General features: G+C 63.7%; 29 protein-coding genes. 12 read left to right on the top strand and 17 right to left on the bottom strand.

All coding sequences use genetic code 11. The features are described from left to right. Positions 1–39 precede the first annotated feature (39 nt). Positions 40–693 (top strand): TetR/AcrR family transcriptional regulator, encoded by a 654-nt coding sequence (locus tag A9K71_RS26590; protein WP_067002978.1) that lies wholly within the window; start codon positions 40–42, stop codon positions 691–693. Positions 694–1199: 506 nt separating this feature from the next. Here the strand turns inward: A9K71_RS26590 and A9K71_RS26585 are convergent. The 6 genes from A9K71_RS26585 to A9K71_RS26560 form a co-directional block, all read right to left on the bottom strand. Further along, positions 1200–2393 carry a caspase domain-containing protein gene (locus A9K71_RS26585; protein ID WP_067002976.1) on the bottom strand — a complete coding sequence of 398 codons (1194 nt, stop codon included), beginning with the start codon at positions 2391–2393 and terminating at the stop codon, positions 1200–1202. 239 nt (positions 2394–2632) lie between these two features. Further along, positions 2633–4288 carry an FAD-binding dehydrogenase gene (locus tag A9K71_RS26580; protein WP_067002973.1) on the bottom strand — a complete coding sequence of 552 codons (1656 nt, stop codon included), beginning with the start codon at positions 4286–4288 and terminating at the stop codon, positions 2633–2635. Positions 4289–4321: 33 nt separating this feature from the next. Then, entirely contained in the window at positions 4322–5308 is a 987-nt protein-coding gene (locus A9K71_RS26575) for a Gfo/Idh/MocA family oxidoreductase (protein ID WP_067003286.1), read from the bottom strand. A 267-nt stretch (positions 5309–5575) separates the two neighbouring features. Further along, on the bottom strand, positions 5576–6151 hold the full coding sequence (locus tag A9K71_RS26570; protein WP_067003284.1) for a YceI family protein: 576 nt from the start codon (positions 6149–6151) through the stop codon (positions 5576–5578). 67 nt (positions 6152–6218) lie between these two features. Further along, the gene (locus tag A9K71_RS26565) at positions 6219–6791 is read right to left on the bottom strand and encodes a cytochrome b (RefSeq protein WP_067002971.1); all 573 of its coding nucleotides are present in this window, start codon (positions 6789–6791) and stop codon (positions 6219–6221) included. A gap of 64 nt (positions 6792–6855) precedes the next feature. Beyond that, entirely contained in the window at positions 6856–7746 is an 891-nt protein-coding gene (locus A9K71_RS26560) for a LysR family transcriptional regulator (RefSeq protein ID WP_067002968.1), read from the bottom strand. Between the two features lie 96 nt (positions 7747–7842). Here A9K71_RS26560 and A9K71_RS26555 point away from each other — a divergent pair, with 96 nt between their 5' ends. Continuing rightward, positions 7843–8838, top strand: coding sequence for an aldo/keto reductase (locus A9K71_RS26555; RefSeq protein WP_067002966.1), 996 nt, complete (start codon positions 7843–7845; stop codon positions 8836–8838). An 80-nt stretch (positions 8839–8918) separates the two neighbouring features. On the opposite strand, the gene A9K71_RS26550 is transcribed toward A9K71_RS26555, so the two are convergent. The 8 genes from A9K71_RS26550 to infC all read right to left on the bottom strand — a co-directional run bounded on the left by A9K71_RS26550 (position 8919) and on the right by infC (position 16020). Beyond that, on the bottom strand, positions 8919–9521 hold the full coding sequence (locus tag A9K71_RS26550; RefSeq protein WP_067002964.1) for a nucleotidyltransferase family protein: 603 nt from the start codon (positions 9519–9521) through the stop codon (positions 8919–8921). Between the two features lie 39 nt (positions 9522–9560). After that, positions 9561–11969, bottom strand: coding sequence for a phenylalanine--tRNA ligase subunit beta (pheT, locus tag A9K71_RS26545; protein WP_067002962.1), 2409 nt, complete (start codon positions 11967–11969; stop codon positions 9561–9563). Then, a complete protein-coding gene (locus A9K71_RS26540) occupies positions 11966–12406 on the bottom strand; it encodes a GFA family protein (RefSeq protein ID WP_067002960.1) in 441 nt (146 codons plus the stop codon). Before A9K71_RS26540 ends, pheT begins: the two co-directional genes overlap by 4 nt. Further along, positions 12403–13455, bottom strand: a complete 1053-nt coding sequence (gene pheS / locus A9K71_RS26535; protein WP_067002958.1) for a phenylalanine--tRNA ligase subunit alpha — start codon at positions 13453–13455, stop codon at positions 12403–12405. The genes A9K71_RS26540 and pheS overlap by 4 nt, the downstream gene beginning before the upstream one ends. Before the next feature lie 185 nt (positions 13456–13640). Further along, positions 13641–14042 carry a 50S ribosomal protein L20 gene (rplT, locus tag A9K71_RS26530; RefSeq protein ID WP_040968947.1) on the bottom strand — a complete coding sequence of 134 codons (402 nt, stop codon included), beginning with the start codon at positions 14040–14042 and terminating at the stop codon, positions 13641–13643. 38 nt (positions 14043–14080) lie between these two features. Continuing rightward, the gene (gene rpmI / locus A9K71_RS26525; RefSeq protein WP_027166935.1) at positions 14081–14284 is read right to left on the bottom strand and encodes a 50S ribosomal protein L35; all 204 of its coding nucleotides are present in this window, start codon (positions 14282–14284) and stop codon (positions 14081–14083) included. 240 nt (positions 14285–14524) lie between these two features. Continuing rightward, positions 14525–15172, bottom strand: coding sequence for an isoprenylcysteine carboxylmethyltransferase family protein (locus A9K71_RS26520; protein WP_067002956.1), 648 nt, complete (start codon positions 15170–15172; stop codon positions 14525–14527). A 311-nt stretch (positions 15173–15483) separates the two neighbouring features. Then, complete coding sequence (infC, locus tag A9K71_RS26515) at positions 15484–16020, bottom strand: translation initiation factor IF-3 (protein WP_067003282.1); 537 nt, start codon at positions 16018–16020, stop codon at positions 15484–15486. Positions 16021–16234: 214 nt separating this feature from the next. Between infC and A9K71_RS26510 the strand changes: the two genes are divergently transcribed. From A9K71_RS26510 to A9K71_RS26495, 4 genes are all read left to right on the top strand, one after another. After that, a complete protein-coding gene (locus A9K71_RS26510; protein ID WP_067003280.1) occupies positions 16235–17005 on the top strand; it encodes an alpha/beta hydrolase in 771 nt (256 codons plus the stop codon). A 2-nt stretch (positions 17006–17007) separates the two neighbouring features. Continuing rightward, entirely contained in the window at positions 17008–18150 is a 1143-nt protein-coding gene (locus A9K71_RS26505) for a benzoate/H(+) symporter BenE family transporter (RefSeq protein WP_082980726.1), read from the top strand. Positions 18151–18266: 116 nt separating this feature from the next. Then, positions 18267–18749, top strand: a complete 483-nt coding sequence (locus A9K71_RS26500) for a DUF2852 domain-containing protein (protein ID WP_067002952.1) — start codon at positions 18267–18269, stop codon at positions 18747–18749. Positions 18750–18867: 118 nt separating this feature from the next. Next, the gene (locus A9K71_RS26495; RefSeq protein WP_067002950.1) at positions 18868–19626 is read left to right on the top strand and encodes a M48 family metallopeptidase; all 759 of its coding nucleotides are present in this window, start codon (positions 18868–18870) and stop codon (positions 19624–19626) included. Between the two features lie 44 nt (positions 19627–19670). On the opposite strand, the gene A9K71_RS26490 is transcribed toward A9K71_RS26495, so the two are convergent. Next, complete coding sequence (locus tag A9K71_RS26490; RefSeq protein ID WP_067002948.1) at positions 19671–19889, bottom strand: hypothetical protein; 219 nt, start codon at positions 19887–19889, stop codon at positions 19671–19673. A 110-nt stretch (positions 19890–19999) separates the two neighbouring features. Here A9K71_RS26490 and A9K71_RS26485 point away from each other — a divergent pair, with 110 nt between their 5' ends. The 6 genes from A9K71_RS26485 to A9K71_RS26460 all read left to right on the top strand — a co-directional run bounded on the left by A9K71_RS26485 (position 20000) and on the right by A9K71_RS26460 (position 25857). Then, complete coding sequence (locus A9K71_RS26485; protein WP_067002946.1) at positions 20000–20659, top strand: phosphoribosylanthranilate isomerase; 660 nt, start codon at positions 20000–20002, stop codon at positions 20657–20659. Between the two features lie 91 nt (positions 20660–20750). Then, positions 20751–22001 (top strand): tryptophan synthase subunit beta, encoded by a 1251-nt coding sequence (trpB, locus tag A9K71_RS26480; RefSeq protein ID WP_067002944.1) that lies wholly within the window; start codon positions 20751–20753, stop codon positions 21999–22001. A gap of 2 nt (positions 22002–22003) precedes the next feature. Next, the gene (gene trpA, locus A9K71_RS26475) at positions 22004–22843 is read left to right on the top strand and encodes a tryptophan synthase subunit alpha (protein WP_067002941.1); all 840 of its coding nucleotides are present in this window, start codon (positions 22004–22006) and stop codon (positions 22841–22843) included. Between the two features lie 97 nt (positions 22844–22940). Continuing rightward, complete coding sequence (gene accD, locus A9K71_RS26470) at positions 22941–23867, top strand: acetyl-CoA carboxylase, carboxyltransferase subunit beta (protein ID WP_067002939.1); 927 nt, start codon at positions 22941–22943, stop codon at positions 23865–23867. Between the two features lie 215 nt (positions 23868–24082). Next, the gene (locus tag A9K71_RS26465; RefSeq protein ID WP_067002937.1) at positions 24083–25408 is read left to right on the top strand and encodes a folylpolyglutamate synthase/dihydrofolate synthase family protein; all 1326 of its coding nucleotides are present in this window, start codon (positions 24083–24085) and stop codon (positions 25406–25408) included. A 29-nt stretch (positions 25409–25437) separates the two neighbouring features. Beyond that, positions 25438–25857 carry a VOC family protein gene (locus tag A9K71_RS26460; RefSeq protein WP_067002935.1) on the top strand — a complete coding sequence of 140 codons (420 nt, stop codon included), beginning with the start codon at positions 25438–25440 and terminating at the stop codon, positions 25855–25857. An 18-nt stretch (positions 25858–25875) separates the two neighbouring features. Here A9K71_RS26460 and A9K71_RS26455 read toward each other — a convergent pair whose 3' ends face one another. Together A9K71_RS26455 and trxA are read right to left on the bottom strand one after the other, a co-directional pair. Further along, positions 25876–26157 carry a cupin domain-containing protein gene (locus A9K71_RS26455; RefSeq protein WP_067002933.1) on the bottom strand — a complete coding sequence of 94 codons (282 nt, stop codon included), beginning with the start codon at positions 26155–26157 and terminating at the stop codon, positions 25876–25878. A gap of 130 nt (positions 26158–26287) precedes the next feature. Then, complete coding sequence (gene trxA, locus A9K71_RS26450; RefSeq protein ID WP_041000044.1) at positions 26288–26611, bottom strand: thioredoxin; 324 nt, start codon at positions 26609–26611, stop codon at positions 26288–26290. Positions 26612–26652 lie beyond the last annotated feature (41 nt).

The following is a 26652-nucleotide window of genomic DNA, read 5'->3' as shown; positions in this document are numbered from 1 at the left end:
CGTAATTCGGGAATTAGGATACTGTCAAGGACTGTAATTGTGGTAACCGCGAAAATCACCCGGGCCCGGCGCGGCCGGCCCGCCAACGAGGCGCTTGGCCAAACGATCGTCGACACCGCGGGCGAACTTTTTGCGGAACTGGGTTTTCAAGCGACGACATTGGACAAGGTCGCCCAGCGAGCGAAGATATCCAAGCTCAGCATCTATCGGCACTTCGAGAACAAGGAGACGCTGTTTGGCGCGGCGTTTGCGGCCCGCTGCAATCAGTTAATACCACAGGCCCTTTTTGAAGGCGTCGACGGTTCGGCCGAAGATCAGCTCATGGCGGTGGGATCATCACTGCTTCGCACGCTGTTGCGCCCGGACGTCCGCAATGTCGAAGCCATGGTCATGGCCGACATGACGAGTCAAAAGTCGTTGAGCAAGCTCCATTACGAAGCCGGCCCCGCCCATATCATCGCCCAAATCGAGGCCCTGTTGCGTCAGTTGCACGCGAAGGCGGTTCTGAACGTGCCCGATCCTCTCCGGTCCGCCCGTTTGTTTGCCGCGCTTTTCAAAGGCTCCGATCTCCTGATTATCGCACGCTTCGATGAGGCGAGAGCAGAGGACGACAACGAGATCGAATCCTATTGCCGGTCGGCCGTCGCCATGTTCATCGCCGCGCACGGTGGCAATGACCACGCGGGCGGATAACCTAGCCTAACCTCGTGTCCACCGAACCGGCAGCAGCTCAGTCCAAACCTCTACGCCTTGGGCGGTGTTCCAGGACCTGTGACCGGCGTAACCGCTACCACCCCGTTCGGGGCCTTAGTGCCGGCTTAGGCAGACCGTCAGCTCTCGGGAAGCTGCAACGGTGGTCTGAATGGCGAAAAATGGTGGCGCAAAGCGGACGTTCCCGTCAGGAATCTGAAGTAACCACAATGACATACGAGTTCCCAGTTTCATCCTCTCCGGTGCGCCAATTAATCAAACTGAACTCCCGCGCATTTGCCTCGCCGGCCGAAGCGGTCGCTGGCTGCCTACGCTCACGCGGCGAGCCCTGGTTCACGTGGCGTATTAATCCACGATCCTGATCGGGTCGGCAGTGGTGCCCGGCGCGTTCTTGAGTTCAGCTTTTTTTCATGCACCCTTGCTCGTCTCCAGCCGCAGTCGGCGGCGCGGCCTAAGTCCCACCGCGCGCAAGGCAGTTATCGGCGTTATTAACCCCCTAGCTGTTGCAGCTTGCGGCAGGCACGCCTTGCGCCTTCACGGCATCTCTGGCGACATCTCTCCTTGTTGCCATCCCTGCATCGCCCCACGGATTCCGGTTTAGCTGGTGCGCTCGTTTCCGCCGAACGATTGGAAGGTTCATTGATAGGCAACGACACTTGCGGCTTGCGACTGACTTTCTTCGGCAGGATCTTTTTGCGTGGCGGCGTAGGTGCTTGGAACTTGGCAATTCGGCTCTTTGCAATTTCGACGAATGCACCATTCGGAAATGCCGCTAGATAGGCACGATACATCGAGACATCGGATGTATCCTTGATTGATTTCCAAAATTCGAGCTCTGCCGCCGCGTTGATGTCTGGCTGATAGGGGTCTGCCGGAGACTGACTAGACGCGGCATCTGGGTTGAATGAGAATCCCGGCTCTACCAGGGAGGAGTTGCTCCAGGGAACCTGCTTCCCAGAAGTCGCGTTCATGACGTCCAACCGGACGCGACGCATGAGAATTTCAATGTCGATCGAAGGAGTCTTTATCCGCTTCACAAGAGAGTCTGCAAACGGACTATGATTGACGGCTCCATCGAGAGCCACGTTGCCGGGTTGTGTTGCAAAGCCGATAAAGACTCCCCTGCCAGCATCCAAGGCTCCCAGCCCCTTTCCTATGGCAAGGCCGCGACTTTGACCCGGTCCACTCAATTGCTTAACGAAAGGATTGTCCCGACAGGCATCGAGAAGGACGATTGCGATATTTTCCTCGGCCGTCATCGCGGCGATGATGTCTTGCAGGCGCTCAGCCTCCAGAGCCAAGTCGGCCGGACGTTGAAGCGCGGCGTCAACGGGCAATAGGTAGTTCTCCCCGTTCGCTTGGAGCCCGTGTCCGGCGAAGTAAAAAAGCGAGACGTCACCCGGCCGCAAGTTTCGCCTGAATTTTCCGATGAGTTCCCTGAACGCTGATGCGTCGGTATCCAATCCAAGGGTGACGTCGAAGCCCGTCTCTTGCAAAACTCGGGAGATGGCATTCGCATCATTTACCCCGTTGGGAAGCGATGATGCAAAACGGTAGGCCGAGTTACCGATTACGAGCGCATATCTATGGCTGCGTTGACCGATCTGGGTCTCAGAGGAGGCCGGTGTCGACAAGCCGGCCAGCAAAAGAAGGCACGCGCACAACAAACAAATCTTGGACATTGCGACGTTCCCGAGTAACGGAGAATATTAGCATCCGTTAAAGCGCGTGGGTACCCATTGTAAGGGGCCATCTTGCTTGGGAAGAGGCCAAACTTGCCGGAGGCCGCTTCGTATGAGGTCTCCGTGCATCGTCGACGCCCTTTCCGGCATCGACTTCAAGCAACATCAATCCCCGGAATGAGGCCGCAGCATACAAGGTGGGCCGAGGTCACGAGCTTTTGGTAACACCGTTCGATCGCTCAGCCGACCGCTTTCGTCGCCGCCCTTCCGGCGCTGCGGCCGGAAAAGATGCAGCCGCCGAGGAAGGTGCCTTCGAGCGCCGCATAGCCGTGCACGCCGCCGCCGCCGAAGCCGGCGACCTCGCCCACCGCGTAGAGACCAGGCACCGGCTCGCCCGCCGCGTCGAGCACGCGGCTGTCGAGATCGGTCTGCAAGCCGCCCAGCGTCTTGCGGGTGAGGATGTTGAGGCGGACCGCAATCAACGGGCCGTTCGCCGGATCGAGCATCTTGTGCGGCCTTGCGGTGCGGATCAGCCTGTCGCCGAGATAAGCGCGCGCGCCGCGCAGCGCGGTGACCTGCGCATCCTTGGAGAACGGGTTGTCGAGCTGCATGTCGCGGGCGCGGATCTCGCGTTCGACCTGCGCCACATCGAGCAGCGGTTCGCCGGCCAGCCCGTTCATCCGCGCCACCAGCTTCGAAAGGTTGGCCTCGACGATGAAATCCTCGCCCTTTTCCATGAAGGCTTTCACCGGCCCGGGAATGCCCGACGTGGCGCGGCCGAGCACCTGCCGCCAGCTCTTGCCCGTGAGGTCCGGATTCTGCTCCGAGCCCGACAGCGCAAACTCCTTCTGGATGATCTTCTTCGTCAGGATGAACCAGGAATAATCGAAGCCGGTGCTCATGATATGGCTGAGCGTGGCTAAAGCGTCGAAGCCTGGGAAAAGCGGCACCGGCAGCCGTCTGCCGCGCGCGTCGAGCCATAGCGAAGAGGGGCCCGGCAGAATACGTATGGCGTGATCGGTCCAGACCGGCGCCCAATTCTTGATGCCCTCGACATAGTGCCACATGCGGTCGCGGTTGATGACCCTCCCGCCCGCTGCTTCGGCAATTGCCAGCATGCGACCGTCGACATGGTCCGGCACGCCGGTGATCATGCGCTTCGGCGTCGCGCCGAGACGCTGCGGCCAGTTCTTACGCACCAGCTCGTGGTTGCCGCCGATGCCGCCGGAAGCGACGATCACGACCTGGGCGTGGAGCTCGAAATCCCCGGCCACGTTGCGCGAGCTCTTGCGTCCACGCTCGACCGTGCTTGGCTCCAGCACGTCGCCGCGCACCCCGGTCACCGTCTTCCCGGTCCGCGTGATTTCGTTGACCCGGTAGCGGAACTTGAACTCGACGAGCCCACGCTTCTGCGCCTCGCGCACGCGCAGCACGAAGGGCTCCAGCACGCCGGGCCCGGTGCCCCAGGTGATGTGGAAGCGCGGCACCGAATTGCCGTGGCCGCTGGCATTGCCGCCGCCGCGCTCGGCCCAGCCGACGACGGGGAAGAACTTCAACCCGCGCTCGACCAGCCAGGAGCGCTTCTCGCCGGCGGCGAAGCCGAGATAGGCTTCAGCCCATTTGCGCGGCCAAAAATCCTCAGGGCGGTCGAAGGCGGCGGTGCCCATCCAGTCTGCGAGCGCGAGGTCGTGGGAATCGCGGATGCGCATGCGCCGCTGCTCGGGCGAGTCGACCAGGAAGAGCCCGCCGAACGACCAGAAGGCCTGGCCGCCCAGCGATTGCTCGGGCTCCTGGTCGACGATGATGATTTTCTTGCCGGCCTCGGCCAGCTCGGCCGCGGCGACGAGGCCTGCCAGCCCCGCGCCGACAATGATGACATCCGCGTCGTCAGCCATCTTCGTTCCCCCAAGCGCCCTTCCGACGGCCTGTCAGACGGGCTCCCACCCGTCCTTGTCGCCGGCGCGGAAGATGGCGTCGATGACCTTCTGGTTGAGGACCGATTCCTCCAGCGTGAAGACACGGTCCTTGCCGCCCTGGGCCGCGCGTACGAAGGCCTCGCATTCCAGCCGGTACTGCTGGGTGCCTGGGAAGCGGAACACCTGCGCCTCGGTGTGGTTCTGGTTGTGCAATTCGATGCGATGGTGGTCGTAGAGCCCGGCATTGAACGGGCCAAAGACCTCGATGAAACCCTTCTCGCCGTGGAACACCATCACCTGTCGCGCCGCCATCTGCGTCGACAGGTAGAAGGACAGTTCGAAGTCGCCGAAATCCGCGCGGATCGAGGAATAGATGTCGGTGCCGAAGGTCTTGTCGCGCTCGATGGTGGCTTGCACGCGGACCGGTTCCTTGCCGGTCGAGAAGCGCGTCGACACGGTCGGATAGACGCCGATGTCGGGCAGCGCGCCGCCGCCGAGATCGAGCTGGTTGCGCATGTTGGTGGGATCGACATTGTAATAGGAAAACGCGCCCTGGACGTGGCGCAGCCGGCCGATCGCGCCGCTGGCGATCAGGTCGCGCACCTTGATCCACTGCGGGTGGTAGACGACCATGAAGGCCTCGCAGACCAGCACGTTCTTCTCGTCGCGCAGCTTGATCAGCGGCGGGATGTCCTTGGCGTCGAGCGCAAGAGGCTTCTCGACCAGCACATGTTTTCCCGCCTCGATTGCCTTCGCCGTCCATTCGACATGCTGCGAGGTCGGCAGCGGAATATAGACGCCGTCGACCTCCTTGGAAGCGAGCAGTTCCTCATAGGAGCCGAAGGCATGGCGGGCGCCGAAACGCTCGCCCAGGGCGCGAGCCTTCGCCAGATCGCGGCTGGCGATCGCCGACAGCAGGCCGTTCTCAGAATCCACGATCGCCGGCAAAAGCTGCTCGCGGCCGATCTTGGCCGTCGACAGAACACCCCATCGGAACATCATGCTTCTCCATGTCGGTTACGTCGATGGAGGTGTGCCCCAATTCCGGAGAAAAGCCAATCGCAGACGCGGGCCACAAAGCGCCTTCGTCATCCTCGGGCTTGATCCGAGGATCCATTCCGTGACCTATGACGTAAAGTGCAGGGATGCAGAATTCTGTAACCGTTGCAACGCCTTAGCGTCACGGCATGGATCCTAGGGTCTGCGCGCGTCGCTTCGCTCCTTGCTCCGCCCTAGGATGACGAACCCGAGGATGCGCGACCAGAGCTAACCCCTTCTCCCCGTCAGGGTCATGTCGAAGTCGACGACGTTGGAATAGATCGGCGTGCCGACATCCATGCCGTAGCGCGATCTGAGCACCTTGCCGGTGACATGGAACTTGATGGTTCCTGACTTCAGCCCATCGAGCTCGGCCGTGAACTTTTCCGAAAACGTCTTGCCGCGCGCCGTCAGCCGGCCGGTGACCACGGCGGTGGTCTCGCCGGTGCGGGTCACGTTTGTCGAGCGGAACTGGATCTCCGGATTGTTGGCGCTGTCGAAGACGGCGTCGGAACGCAGGAAAGCATCGATGCGGCCCTGGCCGGTGCCGACGCTTTCCGGAAAGATGGTGAGGTTGACCTTCGAGCGCCCGACATCGGCATTGTCGATGCGGATCGTGCCCTTGAAGCGGCCGAAGGCACCGCCGAAGCCGCCACCGCCGGCCTTGCCGATGGTGAAGCGGATCGAGGAGCCCGCCGGGCTGATCGTATAGCTGCCGGCGGCGTCACTGAGCGCCACCGCGGCGCAAACCGGCGCGGCAAGGCAAGCGGCAAAGGCCGCCAATCCGAGGATGCGCGCATGCATCGACATCTTTCCTATCCTGAACCAGCGCATTGCTGTCTTCCCGCCACCAACGAACGGGCGGCCCGCCCTATTCCCGGGCTGACGAAGGCGTGATTATGCGCGTGAGCACGCTGTCGCGCAGCAGGAAATGGTGGCGCATCGCAGCAAGGATATGCAACGCGACCAGCGCGATGCCGGCATAGGCAAGATACCAATGCGCGGCCGACCAGAAGCTTTCCGCGGCGTCGGATTCGGCGAGCGGCAGGTCGGGCATGACGAACTGGTTGAACGGCATCGTCGGGATTTCCAGCGTCGAGACCGAGACCAGCGCCCAGCCGGAGAGCGGCAGGGCAACCTGGAAGGCGTAAAGCGCGAAATGCGCCAGCGGCGCTGCCTTGCGCTCCAATGTTCCCACCGAAGGCGGGAGTGCTGGCGCCGCATCGCCGACACGCCAGGCGATGCGCAGGATGACCAGCCCAAGCAGCAGGAAGCCGAAGGACTTATGCAGCTGGATCAGCTCGAAGGATGTCCGCTGGCTGTCGATCCGCATCATCACGAAGCCGAGCACGAACTGGCCGATGAAGATGATGCCGATCAGCCAGTGAAGGATGATCATCGCCCAGCCATAGCGGGTGGCGGTGTTGGTGATGGACGATTGCATGGTCGAAAAACGTCGCTGAAATCACCTTTCTTCCAGCCCTCCCCACAAGCGGAACGGAGGAGCCCTACCCGCTCACCTTGAAGAAATCGACGAAGGCCCGCAACGCCGGCCGCATCTGGCGGCGGCTTGGGTAGTAGACGAAGAAGCCGTCGAAGGCGGGGCACCAGTCCTCCAGCACGCGGATCAGCCGGCCATCGGCGAGCGGCGCCTTCACATAGTCCTGGAAGACGAAGGCGAGCCCGGCGCCGTCGATCGCCGCCTGGGCGATCAGATGGTCCTCATCGAGGATCAGCGGCCCTTGTGCGGCGATCTCGATTTCCTCGCCGTCCTTCTCGAACTCCCAGCGGTAGAGGATGCCGCTGGAGAAGCGGAAGCGAATGCAGCGGTGATCGGCGAGATCGCATGGATGGCGCGGTTTGGGCATGGTCGCGAAGTAGGAAGGCGCGCCGACCACCGCGCCGCGGATGTTCGGCCCGATGCGCGCCGCGATCATGTCGCGCTGCAGGCTTTCGCCCAGCCTGACACCGGCGTCGAACCCACCCTCCACCACATCCGTGAAGCGGTCCTCGATCACGATCTCCAACATGATCTCGGGATAGGCGGCCGTGAAGGCAGCGAGCCGCGGCGTCAGCACCAGATGCGCGGCGGTGCGCGGCACGCTAAGCCTGAGATTGCCAGCCGGCCGGTCGCGCGTCTCGACCGCCGTTTCCAGCGCCAGGTCGATCTCGGACAGTGCCGGCCGCAGGCGCTCCAACAGCCGCGCGCCTTCCTCGGTCGGGGCGACACTGCGCGTGCTGCGCGCCAGAAGCCGCACGCCGAGCCGCGCCTCCAGGCTCGCCACCGCATGGCTGACCGCCGACGGCGCGATGCCGAGCTCGCGGGCCGCGCCGCGGAAGCTGGCGCATTGCGCGACCGCGGCGAGAACGGCCAGCTGGGAAAGGTTCGTCCGGTTCATTGATCTATCTTATAGAGCGAGCTGTGCGAAAGAGACATGATTATCGAACGGATGCCTAGGCGCTATTTCATCTCCATCGCAACAAGGAGATGCGCCATGCAAACCCGCAAATTAGGAACTGAACTCGAAGTCTTCCCCGTCGGCCTCGGCTGCATGGGCATGAGCTTTGTCTATGGCGGACAGCCGGAGGCGGAAGCCATCGCCACGCTGCGCCGCGCCGTCGAGATCGGTGTCACCTTCTTCGATACCGCCGAAGTCTATGGCCCTTACGAGAACGAGATCCTGCTCGGCAAGGCGCTGAAGCCGGTACGCGAGAAGGTCACCATCGCCACCAAATTCGGCTTCAAGATATCCGAGCACGGTTCGGGCATCGACCGCATGATCGGCGTCGACAGCCGCCCTGAGCACGTCAAGGCGGTGGCGGAGGCCTCGCTGAAGCGGCTCGATACCGACGTCATCGACCTCTACTACCAGCATCGCGTTGACCCGAACGTGCCGATCGAGGACACGGTCGGCGCCATGGCCGAGCTGGTGCGCGAGGGCAAGGTGCGGGCGCTCGGCCTGTCGGAAGTGAGCGGCGCCACGCTGCGCCGGGCGCATGCCGTGCACCCGATCGCCGCCGTGCAGAGCGAGTATTCGCTGTGGAGCCGCGATCCCGAGGACGAGGTCTTTGCCGTCTGCCGCGAGCTCGGCATCGGCTTCGTGCCCTACAGCCCGCTCGGCCGCGGCCTGCTCACCGGCACCATCGCCAAGCCCGACGCGCTCGGCGCCGGCGACTGGCGCCTCGGCCTGCCGCGCTTCCAGGCCGAAGCCATGGAAGCCAACAATGCCGTCATTGCCGTGCTGGAAAAGTTGGCGATGGAAAAGGGCGTGACAGCGGCGCAACTGGCGCTCGCTTGGGTGCTGCACCAGGGCGATTTCATCGTGCCGATCCCCGGCGCGCGCAAGATCCGCCATTTGGAGCAGAACACGGCAGCGGCCGGGATCAAGCTGAGCGCCGCCGAGATCGCGGCCATCGGCGACGCGCTGTCGCCCGACAAGGTCGTCGGCAAGCGCTATACTGAAGAGCTGCTGGCGCTGGTGAATGGTTAGACATTTCAGCTTGCTTTGAGACGCTGGCGGGACAGCGCCCCCTCTGTCCGGCAGGACAGAGGGGGGCGCCTCGCGCTGACCTACCAAGGCACGACGCTGATCTCCGGCCAGTTCTCTCGCGCCCTCCTCCCCTTCGCCTCATGCGTCCGCTGGTTGTCCAGCACCCGGTTCGGCGTGATGCGGAACGAAAAAATGTCATCGAGCCCGAACGGCGCCACCAGCTCCAACGCCTCGTCTGCGTCGAACCGCACCCCGACCGCATGCGTCTTCGAGGCGAAATAGCCGATCGATTCACTCGCGCTCGTGTAGCGCGGGCATGCCTGCCCGAACTTGGCCGGATACCACAGGTGCACGCGTGCCTGATTTCGCACCTCCACCGGTAGCGTCAGTCCTTCGAAATGCTGCGCCGCCCGGCGGATCACCGCGTCCTCGGCCTCGTAGGAGAGATCGGTGCCGTCGAAATAGAACAGATCGACATCCTTGATGCCGTAGCCTGAGGGCCTGCCGGTGAGATGGTTCCAGATGCTGTTGTAAAGCGCGCCGGAAACCACCAGCCAGTCCGGCAACGCCAGCGCACGCACTCGCGCCAGTGTATTGGCAAGCAGCGGGTCCGCCGTTACGATTTCGAGGAACGCCGCGCGCTGCTCCTCGAAAGGCAGGCCGGAATAGCGGAGATGGTGCATCGCCCTTTGGAGGGCGATTCGCCATCGCTCCGCAATGCCTCATGTTCTGAGCACGCCGCCCGTCTGCTTGTTGACGTTCTCGACGATGCGTTTCGCCAGCGCCTCGAAATCCTCGTCGGTCAGCGTCTTTTCGACCGGCTGGATCGAGACTTCGATGGCGATCGACTTCTTGGCGGCGCCGAGCGCAGCGCCTTCGAACACGTCGAACACCGAGACGCCGGTGACCAGCTTCTTGTCGGCGGCCAAAGCTGCCCGCACCAGCGTGCCGGCCTCGACCGTCCGGTCGACGACGAAAGCAAAATCGCGCTTCACCGTCTGGAAGGGTGAAAGCTCCAGCTTCGGCTTGGTGCGCGTTGGCTTGGCCTTCGGCTCCGGCACGGCATCGACAAAGACCTCGAAGCCGCAGAGCGGCCCAGAGGCGTCGAGCACTTCGAGCGTCCTTGGATGGAACTCGCCGAAAGTGCCGAGCACGGTCTTCGGCCCGAGCTTGATCCTGCCTGAGCGTCCGGGGTGGTACCAGGCCGGGCCGCCGGGCTCGATCTGCAGCCTGTCGACCGGCGCGCCGCAAGCTTCGAGCGCCGCGATCGCATCGGCCTTGGCGTCGAACACGCCGACCGGCCCGGCATTGCCGGCCCAGCTGCGGCCCGAGCCGTCGAGCTTGGCGGTGCCCCGCCGCACGCCCGCGGCGACGCGCCGCTGCTGGTCGGCCAAGTCGCCTTCATAGGTGCCGGACACTTCGAACAGCGCCACGTCGCCGATGCCCCGATCGGCATTGCGCTGGGCGGCGCTGATCAGCCCGGGCAGCAGCGACGGCCGCATGTCGGACATGTCGGCGGCGATCGGATTGGCGAGCTTCAGCCCGTTCTGGCCGCCGCCGAACAGCTCCGCGTGTTTCGCCGGAATGAACGACCAGGTGACCGCCTCCATCATGCCGCGCACGGCGAGCGCGCGCTTGGCGGCCCGGGTGCGCACCTGCAGCATGGTCAGGATCCTGCCGTTGACCGCGTCATGCGAGGTGAGCGGCTGCGGCGCTATGTTGTCGACGCCGTGGATGCGCATCACTTCCTCGACGAGATCGGCCTTGCCGTCGACATCCGGACGCCAGGAGGGGACCTTCACCTCGACGGCGTCACCTGAGCTGCGCGGCTCGAAGCCGAGACGGGTCAGTATAGTGAGCGCTTCTTCTCTCGGCACCTCGATGCCGGTCAGCCGCTTCACTTCCGACAGCGGGAAGGAAATGATCTTCGGCTTGTGGCCGGCATAGCCCGCCACCTCGATTTCGGTCGGCGTGCCGCCGCAGAATTCCAGCACCAGCTTGGTCGCGAGCTCGACGCCGGGCACCATGAACTCAGGGTCGACGCCGCGCTCGAAGCGGTAGCGCGCATCGCTGATGATGCCGAGGGTGCGACCGGTGCGGGCCGTCGTGATCGGGTCCCAGAGCGCCGATTCGATCAGCACGTCGGTGGTGTTCTCGTCGCAGCCCGAATGCTCGCCGCCCATGATGCCGGCAATCGATTCGATGCCGTTGTCGTCGGCGATCACGCACATCTCGGCCGTCAGCGAGTATTCGCGTCCGTCGAGCGCCAGCACCTTTTCACCGTCCCTGGCGCGGCGCACCACAAGGTTGCCGGCGACCTTCTTCGCGTCGAACACATGCAGCGGCCGGCCGCGGTCGAAGGTGACGTAGTTGGTGATGTCGACCAGCGCGCTGATCGGCCGAAGCCCGATGGCGATCAGCCGCTGCTGCAGCCATTTCGGCGACGGGCCGTTCTTCACGCCCTTCACCAGCGTCAGCGCGAAGCCGGGGCAGAGTTCCGGCGCCTCGATCTTGACCTTGACAGGGCACATGCCGTCGCCGGCATGCGGCATGATCGCGCCGCCGGTCAGCCGGCCGAGGCCGCTCGCCGCGAGGTCGCGCGCGATGCCGTAGACGCTGGTCGCATCGGGGCGGTTCGGCGTCAGGTTGATCTCGATCACCGGATCGTCGAGATGGGCGTAGGCGGCGAAGCTGGTGCCGACCGGTGCGTCTTCGGGCAGGTCGATGATGCCGGTATGCTCGTCCGAAAGCTGCAGCTCGCGTTCGGAGCACATCATGCCATGGCTCTCGACGCCGCGGATCTTGCCGACCGAAAGCGTGACGTCGATGCCGGGAATATAGGTGCCGGGCGCAGCAAAAGCGCCGACCAGGCCGGCGCGGGCGTTGGGCGCCCCGCACACCACCTGCACCGGCGGCTTGCCGTCGCCGGTATCGACCGTAAGCACCCGCAGCCGGTCGGCGTCGGGATGCTGCACGGCAGTCAGCACCTTGGCTATGACAAAGGGTTTTAGGCCCGCCTTGTCGTCGACATGTTCGACTTCGAGGCCGATCGCCGTCAGCCGCTCGACGATTTCGGCAAGCGAAGCGTCGGTCTCGAGATGGTCCTTGAGCCAGGAGAGGGTGAATTTCATGACTGTGTTCCGTAGGAAGGGCTTTGCGCGTCAGGTCTAGCCACGCTCGTCTTGAGGTGCCGCGGCAGTGAATCGGGCATATGCAGGAAGGGCAGCTGCTCGCGCACATGCGCATGCAGCGTCGGCCTGAAATAGGCAGGCATGTCCATGGCGCCGAGCGTGAAGTAAATATGGCCGGCGAGCCGCTCGTCGCTATAGGCGATCGGCGAGCCGCAAATGCCGCAGAACGAGCGCGCCACCGGGCCGTTCCGGTAGCTCTTCAGCGACTTGCCTTCGAGCGCGATCTGGTCGGCGGCGAAGCCGATAAAGGCCGACACCGGCGCGCCGCTGGCACGCCGGCAATCGCCGCAATGGCAATAGCTGATGTGGTGCGGCTCGGCCGAGGCCTCGAACCGCACGGCACCGCAGCGGCAGCCCCCGGTGTGGGGAGCAGTCATGTGGAAAGGCCCCCGAACAGCGTCGGCATGTCGAGCGGCCGGAAGCCGTAATGCGTGAGCCAGCGCACGTCGGCGTCGAAGAAGGCGCGCAGGTCCGGCATGCCGTATTTCAGCATGGCGATGCGGTCGATGCCCATGCCCCAGGCAAAGCCCTGGTATTCGTCGGGATCGAGCCCGCCGTAACGCAATACGTTGGGATGCACCATGCCGCAGCCCAGGATCTCCATCCAGTCGGAGCCTTCGCCGAAGCGCACTTCGCCTGGCCGCGAGCGGTCGCATTGGATGTCGACCTCGAGGCTGGGCTCGGTGAACGGGAAGAAGGACGGCCGGAAGCGCATCTTGACGCTCGGCACTTCGAAGAAGGCCTTGCAGAATTCCTCCAGCACCCACTTCATGTTGGCGATGTTGGCGGTCTTGTCGATCACCAGCCCCTCGACCTGATGGAACATCGGCGAGTGCGTTGCGTCCGAATCCTGCCGGTAGGTCTTGCCGGGGATGACGATGCGGATCGGCGGCTTCTGCTGCTCCATGGTGCGGATCTGCACGGGCGAGGTGTGCGTGCGCAAAAGCTTGCGTTCGCCCTTCTCGTCCGGCTGGAAGAAGAAGGTGTCGTGCATCTCGCGCGCCGGGTGGCCTTCGGGGAAATTGAGCGCGGTGAAATTGTAGTAGTCGGTCTCGATGTCCGGACCTTCCGCGATCGCGAAGCCGAGGTCGCCGAAGATCGCGGCGATCTCGTCGATCACCTGGCTGATCGGATGGATGCGGCCGCGCTCGGCCGGCGACTGGCGCACCGGCAGCGTGACGTCGACCGTCTCGGCGGCGAGCCGCGCTGCGATCGCCACGTCCTTCAGCTCCGACTTGCGCGCCGTCAGTGCCTCGGTGACGCGGTTCTTCAGCCCATTGATCGCCGGGCCCTTGACCTGCCGCTCCTCGGTGCTCATCGCGCCGAGCGTTTTCAGCATCTCGGAGACCGAGCCCTTCTTGCCCAGCGCCGAGACGCGCACAGCCTCGATCGCCTGCTCGTCGGCCGCGGCCGCGATGTCGGCCATCAAAGAAGCTTCAAGGGTTTCAAGATTTCCAGCGGTGGCGTTCACGGCGAAACTCTCTCGATCGGGCAACCACCGGGGTCCGGCGCGTCACCAATTTGGTTGCATCAGGCATAAGAAAAACCCGCGCCAGCCGTGCCAGCGCGGGTTCCCCAAATCAGAATAGCGAATGCTTGGGAAGCGCTGGCTTAGGCGACAGCGCTCTCAAAAGCATTCGGCGTGGTGTTCTTCAGATATTCGAGCGCCACCTTGGCCTTGGCCACAAGGGCTGCGAAAGCCTGCGGCTCGTGGATGGCCATGTCCGAAAGGACCTTGCGGTCGATCTCGATGCCGGCCTTGTTGAGGCCGTCGATGAAGCGGCCATAGGTCAGGCCGTGCTCGTGCACCGCTGCATTGATGCGCTGGATCCACAGCGCGCGGAACGAGCGCTTGCGGTTCTTGCGGTCGCGATAGGCGTACTGCAGCGACTTTTCCACCGCCTGCTTGGCGATGCGGATGGTGTTCTTGCGACGGCCGTAGAAGCCCTTGGCGGCTTTCAGGACCTTCTTGTGCTTGGCGTGGGCGGTGACGCCTCTCTTTACGCGTGCCATGTCATGATCTCCTTAAAACGCTGTTCCGGACCGAATGCTTAAAGGCCGTTCGGCAGAAAATTCTTGATGACCTTCTTGCCGTCCGGTTCAGCCAGAACCATCGTGCCGCGGGCATCGCGAATGAACTTGTTGGAACGCTTGATCATGCCGTGGCGCTTGCCGGCGGCAGCCGACAGCACCTTGCCGGTGGCGGTAATCTTGAACCGCTTCTTGGCGGCCGATTTGGTCTTCATCTTGGGCATTTTGCTACTCCGTAATGTGGCGCACCATCGCGCTTCTTTTCTCGCTTCGGGCCGACCAAAGCCCGAAAAGCAAATGAAACCGCCACGGCATGCCCTGCCGGGCGGTTTTTGTATTTGCTCTGCGTATCGTGCTTTCCGTAAATCAGAGATGATTTCCGTGGCCGATACGCGGAACGGCGGTCCTATAGATCAAACAGGGCTCGTGCGCAACACCTCACGCCCTGCGGCGCGCTGTCCCGTTCAGGGCAGCGTAAACCACACCGGCAGCACGCCCGACTGCTGCGCGCCGTCGATCAGTTCGAAGGCCGGCAGCGCCACCAGGAACACCAGTCCGTCGAGCAGCGTGTTCAAGAGCAGGCGCGGCTTGAAGCTGCCGGTGTCGCCTTCCTGGTAGAGCGAAAGCTTTGGAAAGAAGCGCGGCACGCGCGCCAGATAGGCTTTGTAGGGAGCGCCGAGGACTTCCTTGAGATAGCGCTCCTCGCGCAGGATGACGACGTGGAAGGCGCCGGCGCAAAGGACCGCGAAGAGGATGATGCCGGAAAACGAGCCAATCTGCGCGCCAACGCCGGCTGCCGCCACGGTCGAGAACAGATAGAGCGGGTTGCGGGTGATCGAATAGGGCCCGCCGGTGACCACCTCAGATGACTTGCGGCCGCCGATGTAAAGCGTCGACCACAAGCGCCCGACGACGCCGAGGAAGATCAGGAGCACGCCAAACATCTCGATCGTCTCGTGCACGGGCGTCTCGGGAGGGAACGTCGACTGGCCGAACAGGAGTGCCGCAAACAGCACCACGATGAGCACCGCCAGTACGATGCGGCGCATATACTGGTAGCCGCCCAACCCTTCTATCTGGTTGTCGGTCGGGATCTTTGTTTCATCGACCATGGCCAATCCGATCGTCGTGTTTTGATCGCGATCGGGAAAACCCGATCGTCGATTTGGTCGCGATCGGGAAAATCCGATCGTCGATTTTGCTCGCGATCAAGGAGCTCGATCGTCGAGAAGCCGGCGATCGGATAGAAAAACAGGCGCCCCGCCGATCGTCGGGTCGCCCTGCGCGGCAATTCAGGCGGATTTTGGAGCACCAAGCAGCGCCGGCCGGTCAATTCTCCTTCGCGAAACCGTGATCGGCGCGACAGTTTGCGGCGATCGCGCCGGAATGGCTCCAGGACGGAAAGGAAACGTGAGGCGCACCGTCAGCGGGGCGCCAGCACCATCATCATCTGTCGGCCTTCGAGCTTCGGCTCGGCCTCGACCTTGGCGATCGGCGCGACTTCCTCGCGCACCTTGTTCAGGAGCTGCATGCCGAGTTCCATATGCGCCATTTCGCGGCCGCGGAAACGCAGCGTCAGCTTGACCTTGTCGCCGTCCTCGAAGAAGCGCCGCACGGCCTTCATCTTGGTCTCGTAGTCATGGCTGTCGATGTTCGGGCGCATCTTGATCTCCTTGATCTCGATGACCTTCTGGTTCTTGCGCGCCTCGGCCGCCTTCTTCTGGTTGGCGTATTTCAGCTTGCCGAGATCGAGGATCTTGACGACGGGCGGCTGCGCGTTGGGCGATATCTCGACGAGATCCAGCCCGGCCTCTTCGGCCAGCAGCAGCGCGTCGTTGATGGAAACTTCGCCACGGTTGTGGCCTTCTGCGTCGATGAGCTGGACCCGGGGCACCCGGATGTCTCGGTTGGAGCGCGGACCGTCCTTGGTCGGGGCCGCTGCTTTGAAAGGTCTGCGAATGGTCGTGGTCTCCTCGGCCGTTTCGTTCAGGGTTTCTTTGAGTTCAATCGCTTGGACGCGCCTATGTGGTGAGCGCGCGGCCGGAGTCAATAGCACAGCCTCGCCAGGAAATCACCTCAAAGCTTGCCATTGCCTGCACCAAGCAAAGAAAAGGTGCGAGCACTTTTCCGCGAACCGCCGGATGTGCCAAAAGACCGGCCGGAAGGACGAGGTCATGGACGCCAGCGCACCAGTTTTCATCGACGTGAACGGAACGCAGATCGCTGTCAGGCAGGCGCTGGGCTCAGCGCCGGGCATCGTCTGGCTGGGCGGCTACAAGTCCGACATGCTGGGCACCAAGGCCGAGGCGCTGTCGGCCTGGGCGAGCCGCGAAGGCCGCGCCTATCTGCGCCACGACTATTCCGGCCACGGCGAATCGGGCGGCGAATTCGCCGAGGGCACGATCTCGAAATGGCTGGCCGAGAGCCTCGCCGTCTTTCGCCGCTTCAGCAAGGGCAAGCAGATCCTGGTCGGCTCCTCGATGGGGGCGTGGATTGCGCTGCGCATGGTGCAGGAATTGCGCAAGGCCGGCGACGACCGCATCGCCGGCCTGGTGCTGCTTGCGCCGGCGCCCGACTTTACCGTCGAGCTGATCGAGCCGGTGCTGACCAGGGCGCAGAAGCGCGACCTTTCGAAAAAGGGATTTTTCGAGGAACCGTCCGACTATTCCGCCGAGCCCTATATCTACACGCGCGCGCTGATCGAGGACGGCCGCGCGAACCGGGTGATGACCGGGCCGATCGACACTCATTGCCCGGTACATATCCTGCAGGGTCTCGCCGATCCCGACGTGCCTTCCGGTCATGCGCTGAAGCTCGCCGCACTGCTGCCGGCCGATGACGTCACGCTGTCGCTTATCCCCGACGGCGATCATCGCCTGTCCCGCCCGGAGGATCTCGACATGCTCAACCGCGCCGTCGGCGACCTGATCCAGCGGGTTTCATAAGCATGCGCATTTCCATCCCGATATCCGCCTTCGTTGCGGCCATCGTCGGCTTTGGCGGCACTTTGGCCATCGTCATTGCCGCCGCCAAGGCGATCGGCGCCACTCAGATCGAGACCGCGAGCGGGGTGACGGCGATCTGCCTGGCCATGGCCATCGAATGCCTGTGGCTGTCCTGGCGCACGAAAATGCCGGTCATCACCGCCTGGTCAACGCCGGGCCTGGCGCTGATCGCGGCCTCCAGCGGCTTCACCATGGCGCAAGCCGTCGGCGCTTTCATCGTCACCGGCATCCTCTTGATCGCCACCGGCCTGTTCAAGCCGCTGACCCGGCTGATCGCGCAGATTCCGGCCTCGGTGGCGTCCGGCATGCTGGCCGGCATCCTGGTCGGCTTCGGCATCAACGCGGTCAAGGCCATTCCCGCCGATCCGTGGCTGATCCTGCCGCTGATCGCCGCCTTCTTCGTCATCCGGCTGTTCAACCCGGCGGTTTCGGTCCTTGTCGTGCTGATCGGCGGCGGCCTTGCCGCCTTCCTCACCGGCCGCGTCGGCGGCCTGCCGGCGCCGGAATTGTCGACACTGACGCTGATCGCTCCGCAGTTCACCGTTTCGGCGATCATTGGCCTGGCCTTGCCGCTCTACCTCGTCACCATGGCCTCGCAGAACCTCTCCGGTCTCGCGGTGCTGAAAGCCGCCGGCTACCACCCGGAACCTGGCCCGCTGATCGGCGTCACCGGGCTGTTCTCGCTGCTCTCGGCGCCGTTCGGCGCCTCGACGACCAATCTGGCGGCGATCTCCGCGGCGATCTGCACCGGCCCGGATGTCCATCCGGATCCCGCCGAGCGCTGGAAGACGGGGCCGTTCTATGCGCTCGCCTATCTGGTCTTCGCCATCTTCGGCGCTTCGCTGGTGGCGATCTTCGCCGTCCTGCCGCAGAGCCTGATCGTGCTGGTCGCCGGCCTGGCGCTGATGGCGCCTTTAGCCAACGCGCTCTCGATCGCGCTCCATGATGCGGGCGAGCGCATGCCGGCCACGCTCACCTTTGCGGTGACGGCCTCAGGGCTCACCTTGTTCGGCGTCGGCGCGGCTTTTTGGGGGCTGGTCGCCGGAATGGCAGTGCTTTTCCTCGAGAAACTCAAAAAGCGATAATCATTTCAGGCCTTTCGCCGGTTTTGGCCGGACTTGCCTTGAATCGCCGATTTCGCCTTCCCATTTCGATTCCACGCAGCCGGTTTGGCTGTCTCCAACGGAAGGATTGGGAGAAAATGAACACAAGTGCATTGATCCGTCCGGCCTGGACGCCGGCGACCATCGCGCTGATGGTGATCGGCTTCATGGTGTTCTGGCCGCTGGGCTTCGCCATGCTTGCCTACATCATCTGGGGCGACCGGCTCGAAGGCTTCAAGCGCGATGTCAACCGCGCCACCGACGGCATCTTCGCCGGCTGCCGCCGTGGCTCGGAAAAGGCGGCCCGCTGGGGCCATGGCTCGTCCCGCACCGGCAACGTCGCTTTCGACGACTGGCGCGAGAAGGAACTCGAACGCCTCGCCGAGGAGCGCCGCAAGCTCGACGAGATGCTGAACGAGTTCGACGAGTATGCCCGCGAGCTGCGCCGTGCCAAGGACCAGGAAGAGTTCGACCGCTTCATGGCCGAGCGCAACAAGCGGACCGCGCCGACCACGACGAGTGGTCCGACCGGAGCGACGGGGCCGAAGCGCGGCAAGGGCTCGAACCTCCTTGACGACTGAGCCTCAATCATAAGGCTCGGCCGACATGCGGCGTCGCGCAAGCGGCGCCGTTTCTTTTTTGTTCTCCATGTAGCCTCACTCTACTGGTCGTTTTTCTCGAATCGCGTATCGTCCGGCCATGACCCTCGGCTTCTTTCGCAATCTGACCAAGCCAGAACCCAAGCCCGTCGTGGAGCGCGAGCATTGCGTCGCCGGCCGCACCCTGCCGCTCAAAATCGTCGAGAGCGCGAGGGCCCGGCGGTTGACGCTGCGTATCGATTCCGGCGGCCAGGGGCTGCGCATAACCGTGCCGCCCGGCTTGCGCCGCGGCGAGGTGGAGAAGTTCCTCGACCGCCATCAGGACTGGCTGGAGCAGCGCCTGGCCAAGGTGCCGATGCGCCCGCAGGTGCGGCCCGGCATCAAGATCCCGATCCGCGGCGTGCCGCACCGCATCGTCCATGAGCCGGCCAAACGCGGCACCGTCACCATCGCGCGCGACGAGCGCGGCCCGCTGCTCATCATCCATGGCGAGCGTGTCCACCTGCCGCGCCGCATCGCCGATTATCTGAAACGCGAGGCCAAGCGCGAGATCGAGAAGCTGGTGGTCAAGCACACCGAGGCGATCGGCAAGCGCGCCAAGGCGATCCGCTACAAGGATACCTCCAGCCGCTGGGGGTCATGCACCTCGGAGGGCAATCTGTCCTTCTCGTGGCGCATCATGATGGCGCCGCCGCCGGTCATCAATTACCTGGTGGCGCATGAGGTCGCGCATCTGAAAGAGATGAACCACGGACCGAAATTCTGGAAGCTGTGCGAAAAGCTCTGCCCCGACACCGATCGCTGCAAGGACTGGCTGAAGCGCAACGGCGGCGCGCTGCAGGCGATCGTGTTTGAGTAGGCGTCGCCCTGGCACCCGTATAGCTGGCGGCCCACCGCAGCCGCTCAATCGTCATTCGCCGCGTTGAGTTCCTCCGGCCGCAGCCCTTCCTCACTCGCATGCGGCCACGGCAAAAAATTCCGGTCGAACGCGTCGCTGCCGAAATAGTCGAGCGCCCGGTGCGCCTCGGCGCCGTTGAAAGCGGACTTGTCCATCAGATGCGCGATCACCTCGCGCGCCTGCGCGATCTTCTGCCTGAGTTCGGCGACGGTCTTGTCGGTCATGATCTTCCTGCTCCCGCCTGTGTCCCTATTCGAAAGGTAGCGCTTTCCGCCGGCCCGGCAACGGCATGCTTTTTCTCGACTCTTGCGGCTTTTCGTGCCAATCCCGCGCCATGACGCTCGACATCAAGATCTGCGGATTGAAGACCGACGCCGCGATGGCCGCCGCGCTTGCCGGCGGGGCCAGCCATGTCGGCTTCATCTTCTTTGCCAAAAGCCCGCGCTTCGTCGATCCGGCCGAGGCTGGCCGTCTGCGCCAGGCGGCCATCGGCAAGGCCAAGGCGGTTGCCGTCACCGTGGATGCGGATGATGCCCTTCTCGACGAGATTGTCGCGAGGATGCAGCCGGATATGCTGCAACTGCATGGTTCCGAAACGCCGGTGCAGGTGGCCGAGCTCAAGACCCGCTACGGCCTGCCGGTGATGAAGGTGCTGTCGGTCAGCGAAGCCGCGGATCTCGAGCGGATAAAGCCCTATGTCGGCGTTGCCGACCGCTTGATGTTCGACGCCAAGCCGCCCAAGGGATCGCAATTGCCTGGCGGCAATGGCGTCGCCTTCGACTGGCGCATCCTTGCCGGCCTTGACGCCGGCCTCGATTACATGCTTTCCGGAGGGCTCAACGCCGCCAATGTCGGCGATGCCCTCAGACTGGCCAATCCGCCCGGGATAGACATCTCCTCCGGCGTGGAGAGCGCTCCGGGCGTCAAGGATCCGGCGCTGATCGAGCAGTTTTTCCGGGCCGTCAGGGCCGCGCGCGACGACCGCGCCGCCTGAGGAAGTTTTCAAACCCGAGCATGTCCCGGAAAAGTGGGAACCGGTTTTCCGATAAGGACGTGCTCAGAAGCAAAGACTCAGGAGATCGGCGATGAACAGGCCGGCTATGCCCAATTCCTTCCGCACCGGGCCCGACGAGCAGGGCATGTTCGGCATTTTCGGCGGCCGCTTCGTCGCCGAGACGCTGATGCCGCTGATCCTCGATCTCGAAGAGCAGTGGAACAAGGCCAAGAATGATCCGGAGTTCAAGGCGGAGCTGGAGAACCTTTCGACCCATTATGCCGGTAGACCGTCGAAGCTCTATTTCGCCGAGGGCCTGACAAGGTATCTTCGCGAGGTTTCCTCGGCGAAGGGCCTCGGGGGCGGCGCCAAGGTCTATTTCAAGCGCGAGGACCTGAACCACACCGGCTCGCACAAGATCAACAATTGCCTCGGCCAGATCCTGCTCGCCAAGCGCATGGGCAAGAAGCGCATCATTGCCGAGACCGGTGCCGGCCAGCATGGTGTCGCTTCCGCCACGGTCGCTGCGCGCTTCGGCTATCCCTGCGTGGTTTACATGGGTGCAACCGACGTCGCCCGCCAGAGCCCGAACGTCTTTCGCATGAAGCTGCTCGGCGCCGAGGTTCGCCCGGTCACCGCCGGCCACGGCACGCTGAAGGACGCGATGAACGAGGCGCTGCGTGACTGGGTCACCAATGTCGAGGACACCTATTATCTGATCGGCACCGCCGCCGGCCCGCATCCCTATCCGGAGCTGGTGCGCGACTTCCAGTCGGTGATCGGCACGGAAGCACGCGCCCAGATGCTGGAGCAGGAGGGCCGGCTGCCCGACGTCATCATCGCCGCCGTCGGCGGCGGCTCCAACGCCATCGGCCTGTTCCACCCCTTCCTCGACGACAAGGATGTGCGCATCATCGGCGTCGAGGCCGGCGGTCGCGGCCTCGACGGCGTCGAGCACTGCGCCTCGATGAATGCCGGCGCGCCGGGCGTGCTGCACGGCAATCGCACCTATCTCTTGCAGAATGCGGACGGCCAGATTCTCGACGGCCATTCGATCTCGGCCGGTCTCGACTATCCGGGCGTCGGGCCCGAGCATGCCTGGCTGCGCGATTCGGGCCGCGTCGAATATGAGCCGATCCTCGACGACGAGGCGCTGGAGGCCTTCCAACTGACGACCCGGGTCGAAGGCATCATCCCGGCGCTGGAATCGGCGCACGCCATCGCGCATGCGATGAAGATCGTGCCGAAAATGGACAAGGACCAGATCGTCATCGTCAACCTGTCCGGCCGCGGCGACAAGGACGTGCACACGGTGGCCAAGATGCTGGGCATGGAGATCTGACAATGACGACCCGCATCGACCGCCGCATGGCGAAGCTCAAATCCGAGGGCCGTCCGGCTTTGGTCACCTACTTCATGGGCGGCGATCCGGATTACGAGACATCTTTGGCTATCATGAAGGCGCTTCCCGGCGCCGGCAGCGATGTCATCGAGCTCGGCATGCCGTTCTCCGATCCGATGGCCGACGGCCCGGCCATTCAGGCGGCGGGTCTCAGGGCGCTGAAAGGCGGCCAGACGCTGGTCAAGACGCTGAAGATGGCGTCCGAATTCCGCGCCGGCGACGACGAAACGCCGATCGTGCTGATGGGCTACTACAACCCGATCTACATTTACGGCGTCGATCGCTTCCTGGCCGACGCCAAGGCGAGCGGCATCGACGGCCTGATCGTTGTCGACCTGCCGCCGGAAATGGACGAGGAGCTCTGCGTTCCGGCGCTGAAGGCGGGCATCAATTTCATCCGCCTGGCGACGCCGACCACCGACGACAAGCGCCTGCCGAAGGTGCTCGAGAACACCTCCGGCTTCGTCTACTACGTATCGATGACGGGCATCACCGGCTCGGCCTTGGCCGACACTGCCAAGGTGTCGGCGGCGGTCAAGCGGATCAAGGGTCACACCGCGCTGCCGGTCTGCGTCGGCTTCGGCGTCAAGACCGCCGAGCAGGCGCGTACCATCGGCGCCTCAGCCGACGGCGTCGTCGTCGGCACGGCGATTGTCAACGCGGTCGCCAATGTGCTCGGGCCCAAGGGCGAGAAGACCGCCGATCCGGCCGAAGCGGTCGCCACGCTGGTCAGCGGGCTTGCCCAGGGCGTCCGCTCGGCCCGCCTTGCTGCCGCCGAATAGTCTGACTATTTGTTTTTACGCAATTCCGGACGGAAAACCGCCACACACTTTTCCTGGAATTGCTGGACGTCTCTTCGTCGGGACAGGAGCCGAAGCGATGAACTGGATCACCAACTACGTTCGACCGAAGATCAATTCGATGCTCGGCCGGCGCACCGACATGCCGGAAAATCTCTGGATCAAGGATCCCGAGACCGGCGAGATGATCTTCCACAAGGACCTCGAATCCAACCAGTTCGTCATCCCGTCTTCCGGCCACCATATGAAGATCTCGGCCAAGGAGCGGCTGAAATACTTCTTCGACGACGGCAGATACGAGACGCTGGAAAACCCCAAGGTCGTGCAGGATCCGCTGAAGTTCCGCGATGAGAAGCGCTACACCGATCGGCTGAAAGAGGCGAAGGCCAAGACAAGCCTCGAGGACGCGATTCTTAACGCAGTCGGCACCATCGAAGGCCTGCCGGTGGTAGTTACCGTGCAGGATTTCGCCTTCATGGGCGGCTCGCTCGGCATGGCCGCGGGCGAAGCCATCGTCCATGCCTTCGAGGTCGCTTTGCAGCGCAGGCGGCCGCTGATCCTGTTCGCCGCCTCGGGCGGCGCCCGCATGCAGGAAGGCATCCTCTCGCTGATGCAATTGCCGCGCACCACGGTAGGCGTCGACCGGCTGAAGGAAGCCGGTCTGCCCTATATCGTCGTGCTGACCAACCCTACCACCGGCGGCGTGACCGCGTCCTATGCCATGCTGGGCGACGTTCACATCGCCGAGCCCGGCGCGCTGATCGGCTTCGCCGGGCCGCGCGTCATCGAGCAGACGATCCGCGAGAAACTCCCCGATGGCTTCCAGCGCGCCGAATATCTGATGGAACACGGCATGGTCGACATGGTGGTCTCTCGTCTGGAGATGCGCTCGACCATCGCACGACTGTTGAAGATGCTGCTCAAGACCCCAGTGGCCGAGACGCCATTGGAGCCTGAGATCCTGCCGCCGGCCGTCGTCAACGCCGAATCCCGGCCGCAGGCCTGACGCGACATCGTTTGCCGCCCACCGCGATTGCGCCAGCTGCGCTGCGCAGTAGCTATTTGCGCATGATCTTTCGAAAGCCGATCCCGGTTTTCGGGCCCATGCGCCAGAGCAATTCCAGCAAGAGTGCGCAGCGGTTTTGCGGTCGGAATTGCACACGAACGAAAAGCATTGAAGGCGATCCTGTTCTTTCGCCGCAAATGCTCTAGGATTCGGCCATGACAACGCTCGCCGCCGATCGTGAAATCGAACATCTGATGACTCTCCATCCGAAAGGTTTCGACCTTTCGCTGGACCGCATCACCCGCCTGCTCGAGCGTCTCGGCAACCCGCAGGACCGGCTGCCGCCGGTCATCCACATCGCCGGCACCAACGGCAAGGGCTCCTGCGCCGCCTTCTCGCGTGCGCTGCTGGAGGCGGCCGGTCATCTCGTCCACGTGCACACCTCGCCGCATCTGGTGAACTGGCACGAGCGCTACCGGCTGGCCGCCGAGGGCGGCGGCAAGCTGGTCGACGACGATGTCTTTGCCGAGGCCATCGCGCGCGTCGCCAAGGCCAATCAAGGCCAGAAGATCACCGTTTTCGAGATCCTCACCGCCGTCACCTTCATCCTGTTTTCCGAGCATCCGGCCGAGGCGGCGATCATCGAGGTCGGGCTCGGCGGCCGCTTCGATGCCACCAATGTCATTTCGCGGCCTGCCGTCTCGGTGATCATGCCTGTGTCGATGGATCACGAAGCCTATCTCGGCGACCGCGTTGAGCTGATCGCGGCCGAAAAGGCCGGCATCATGAAGCGCGGCTGCCCGGTGGTGATCGGCGCGCAGGAAAGCGAGACCGCGCTGGAGGTGCTGATCGAGACCGCGGAGCGGCTGGATTGCCCGACCGTCGTTTACGGTCAGGATTTCCTGGCCTTCGAGGAGAACGGCCGCATGGTCTATCAGGACGAGGACGGTCTGATGGACCTGCCGCTGCCGCGCCTGCCCGGTCGGCATCAGTTCGCCAATGCCGCCGCGGCGATCGCCGCGGTCAAGGCCGCCGGCTTCGAGATAAGCCATCGCGCTGCCGAAAAAGCGATGACCAGCACCGCGTGGCCGGCCCGGATGCAAAAGCTGACGCAGGGCAGGTTGGTTGAGCTTGCCCCAAAGGGCGCCGAGATCTGGCTCGACGGCGGCCACAATCCGGGCGCCGGCGTCGTCATCGCCGAAGCGCTGGCCGAGCAGGAGGAAAAGAATCCGCGCCCGCTGATCCTCATCGCCGGCATGATCAACACCAAGGACCAGACCGGCTATTTCAGCGCCTTCAAGGGGCTTGCCCGCCATGTCTACACGGTGCCGGTGAGCAAGAGCGATGCCGGCGTGCCCAATGACGAGCTCGCGCTGCGCGCCACCGAGGCCGGCCTGTCGGCCGAGCCGGTCAACTCCGTCGCCGACGCGCTGATGCTGCTGCGCGACAGCTGGGACGGTCCGGCGCCGCGCATCCTCATCGGCGGCTCGCTCTATTTCGCCGGCGCTGTGCTGGACGAGAACGGCACGCCGCCGACCTGATAGCGCCGAGGCAGTCGCGAGGAGTAATCGTGATCAAGGTGAACCAGCTGGCCCATATCTGCATCTTCGCGCATGACCTTGAGGCGACGCGCGGCTTCTACCGGGATGTGCTCGGCATGGACACCCGGTTCAACTTTATGCGCGACGGCAAGATCTTCGGTTTCTATCTCGATTGCGGCGGCCGCAGCCATGTCGAGGTGTTCGAGAAGGCCGAAGCCCGCTACAGCGAGGCGAACCAGATCAACCACTTCTGCCTGGAGGTGGAAGACATGGACGCCGCGATCACCCATATCCGGTCGCAAGAGGTCGAGGTCACGGCGAAGAAGCTCGCTTGCGACGGCACCTGGCAGGCCTGGATCAAAGACCCCAACGGCGTGAAGATCGAGCTGTTCGAATACACGGACAAAAGCGCGCAATTCATCGGCGGCGATCGCGTCGCCGATTGGTAGCGGCGCCTGCCTCGAAGGTTATTTCAGCTCGATCTCGATAAAGGCGTATTCGCCGTCATTGGCGTTGATGACATCGTGCTCGACGCCTTCCCGGCGGAAATAGGGCGCGCCTTGCTTCATCTCCGCGAAGGATTCGCCGTCCTTGGTCACCAGCTTCACCTTGCCGTCCATCAGCGGCACGATGACATAGTCGTGGCCATGGCGGTGCCAGCCGGTGTTGGCGCCCGGGGCGAAGCGGTATTCGGTGACGATCACGCGCTCATTGTCGACGTGAACTGTGGCCTTGGCTGTTCCGGTCATGGGGCTCTCCTTTTCTTAAGGAAAGGAGATGGCTGCCCGAAGCGTCAGGGCCAGAGCGCCGTCAGCGATGGCGCCAAGGAAAAAGCCCGGCGCGATGGCCGGGCTCGATCTTTCTGATATTCGGATTGGCTCAGGCGAGGCTGCCATTGATCCAGTGCGACAGCGCCGTCTTCGGCGCCGCACCCACCTTCATGTCGGCCACTTCGCCGCCCTTGAAGATCATCAGCGTCGGGATCGAGCGCACGCCGTACTGGGCGGCCAACTCGGGATTCTCGTCGATGTTGAGCTTGGCGACCTTCACCTTCGAGCCGAGCTCCTTGGCGATGTCTTCCAACGCCGGGGCGATCATCTTGCACGGACCGCACCACTCGGCCCAGAAATCCACCACGACCGGCTCCTTGGCATTGAGCACATCGGCCTGGAAATTGCCCTTGTCGACCTTGACGGTGGCCATGCTGAAATCCTTTCGAAAACTCGGGTTGCACCAAATGTGGT

Origin of the sequence: Mesorhizobium sp. WSM3873, assembly GCF_001672445.1 — a bacterium.
In the GTDB taxonomy this organism is placed as follows: Bacteria; Pseudomonadota; Alphaproteobacteria; order Rhizobiales; family Rhizobiaceae; genus Mesorhizobium.
The sequence above is the reverse complement of the archived record's forward strand: the minus strand, read 5'-3'. Positions and strand labels throughout refer to the sequence as shown.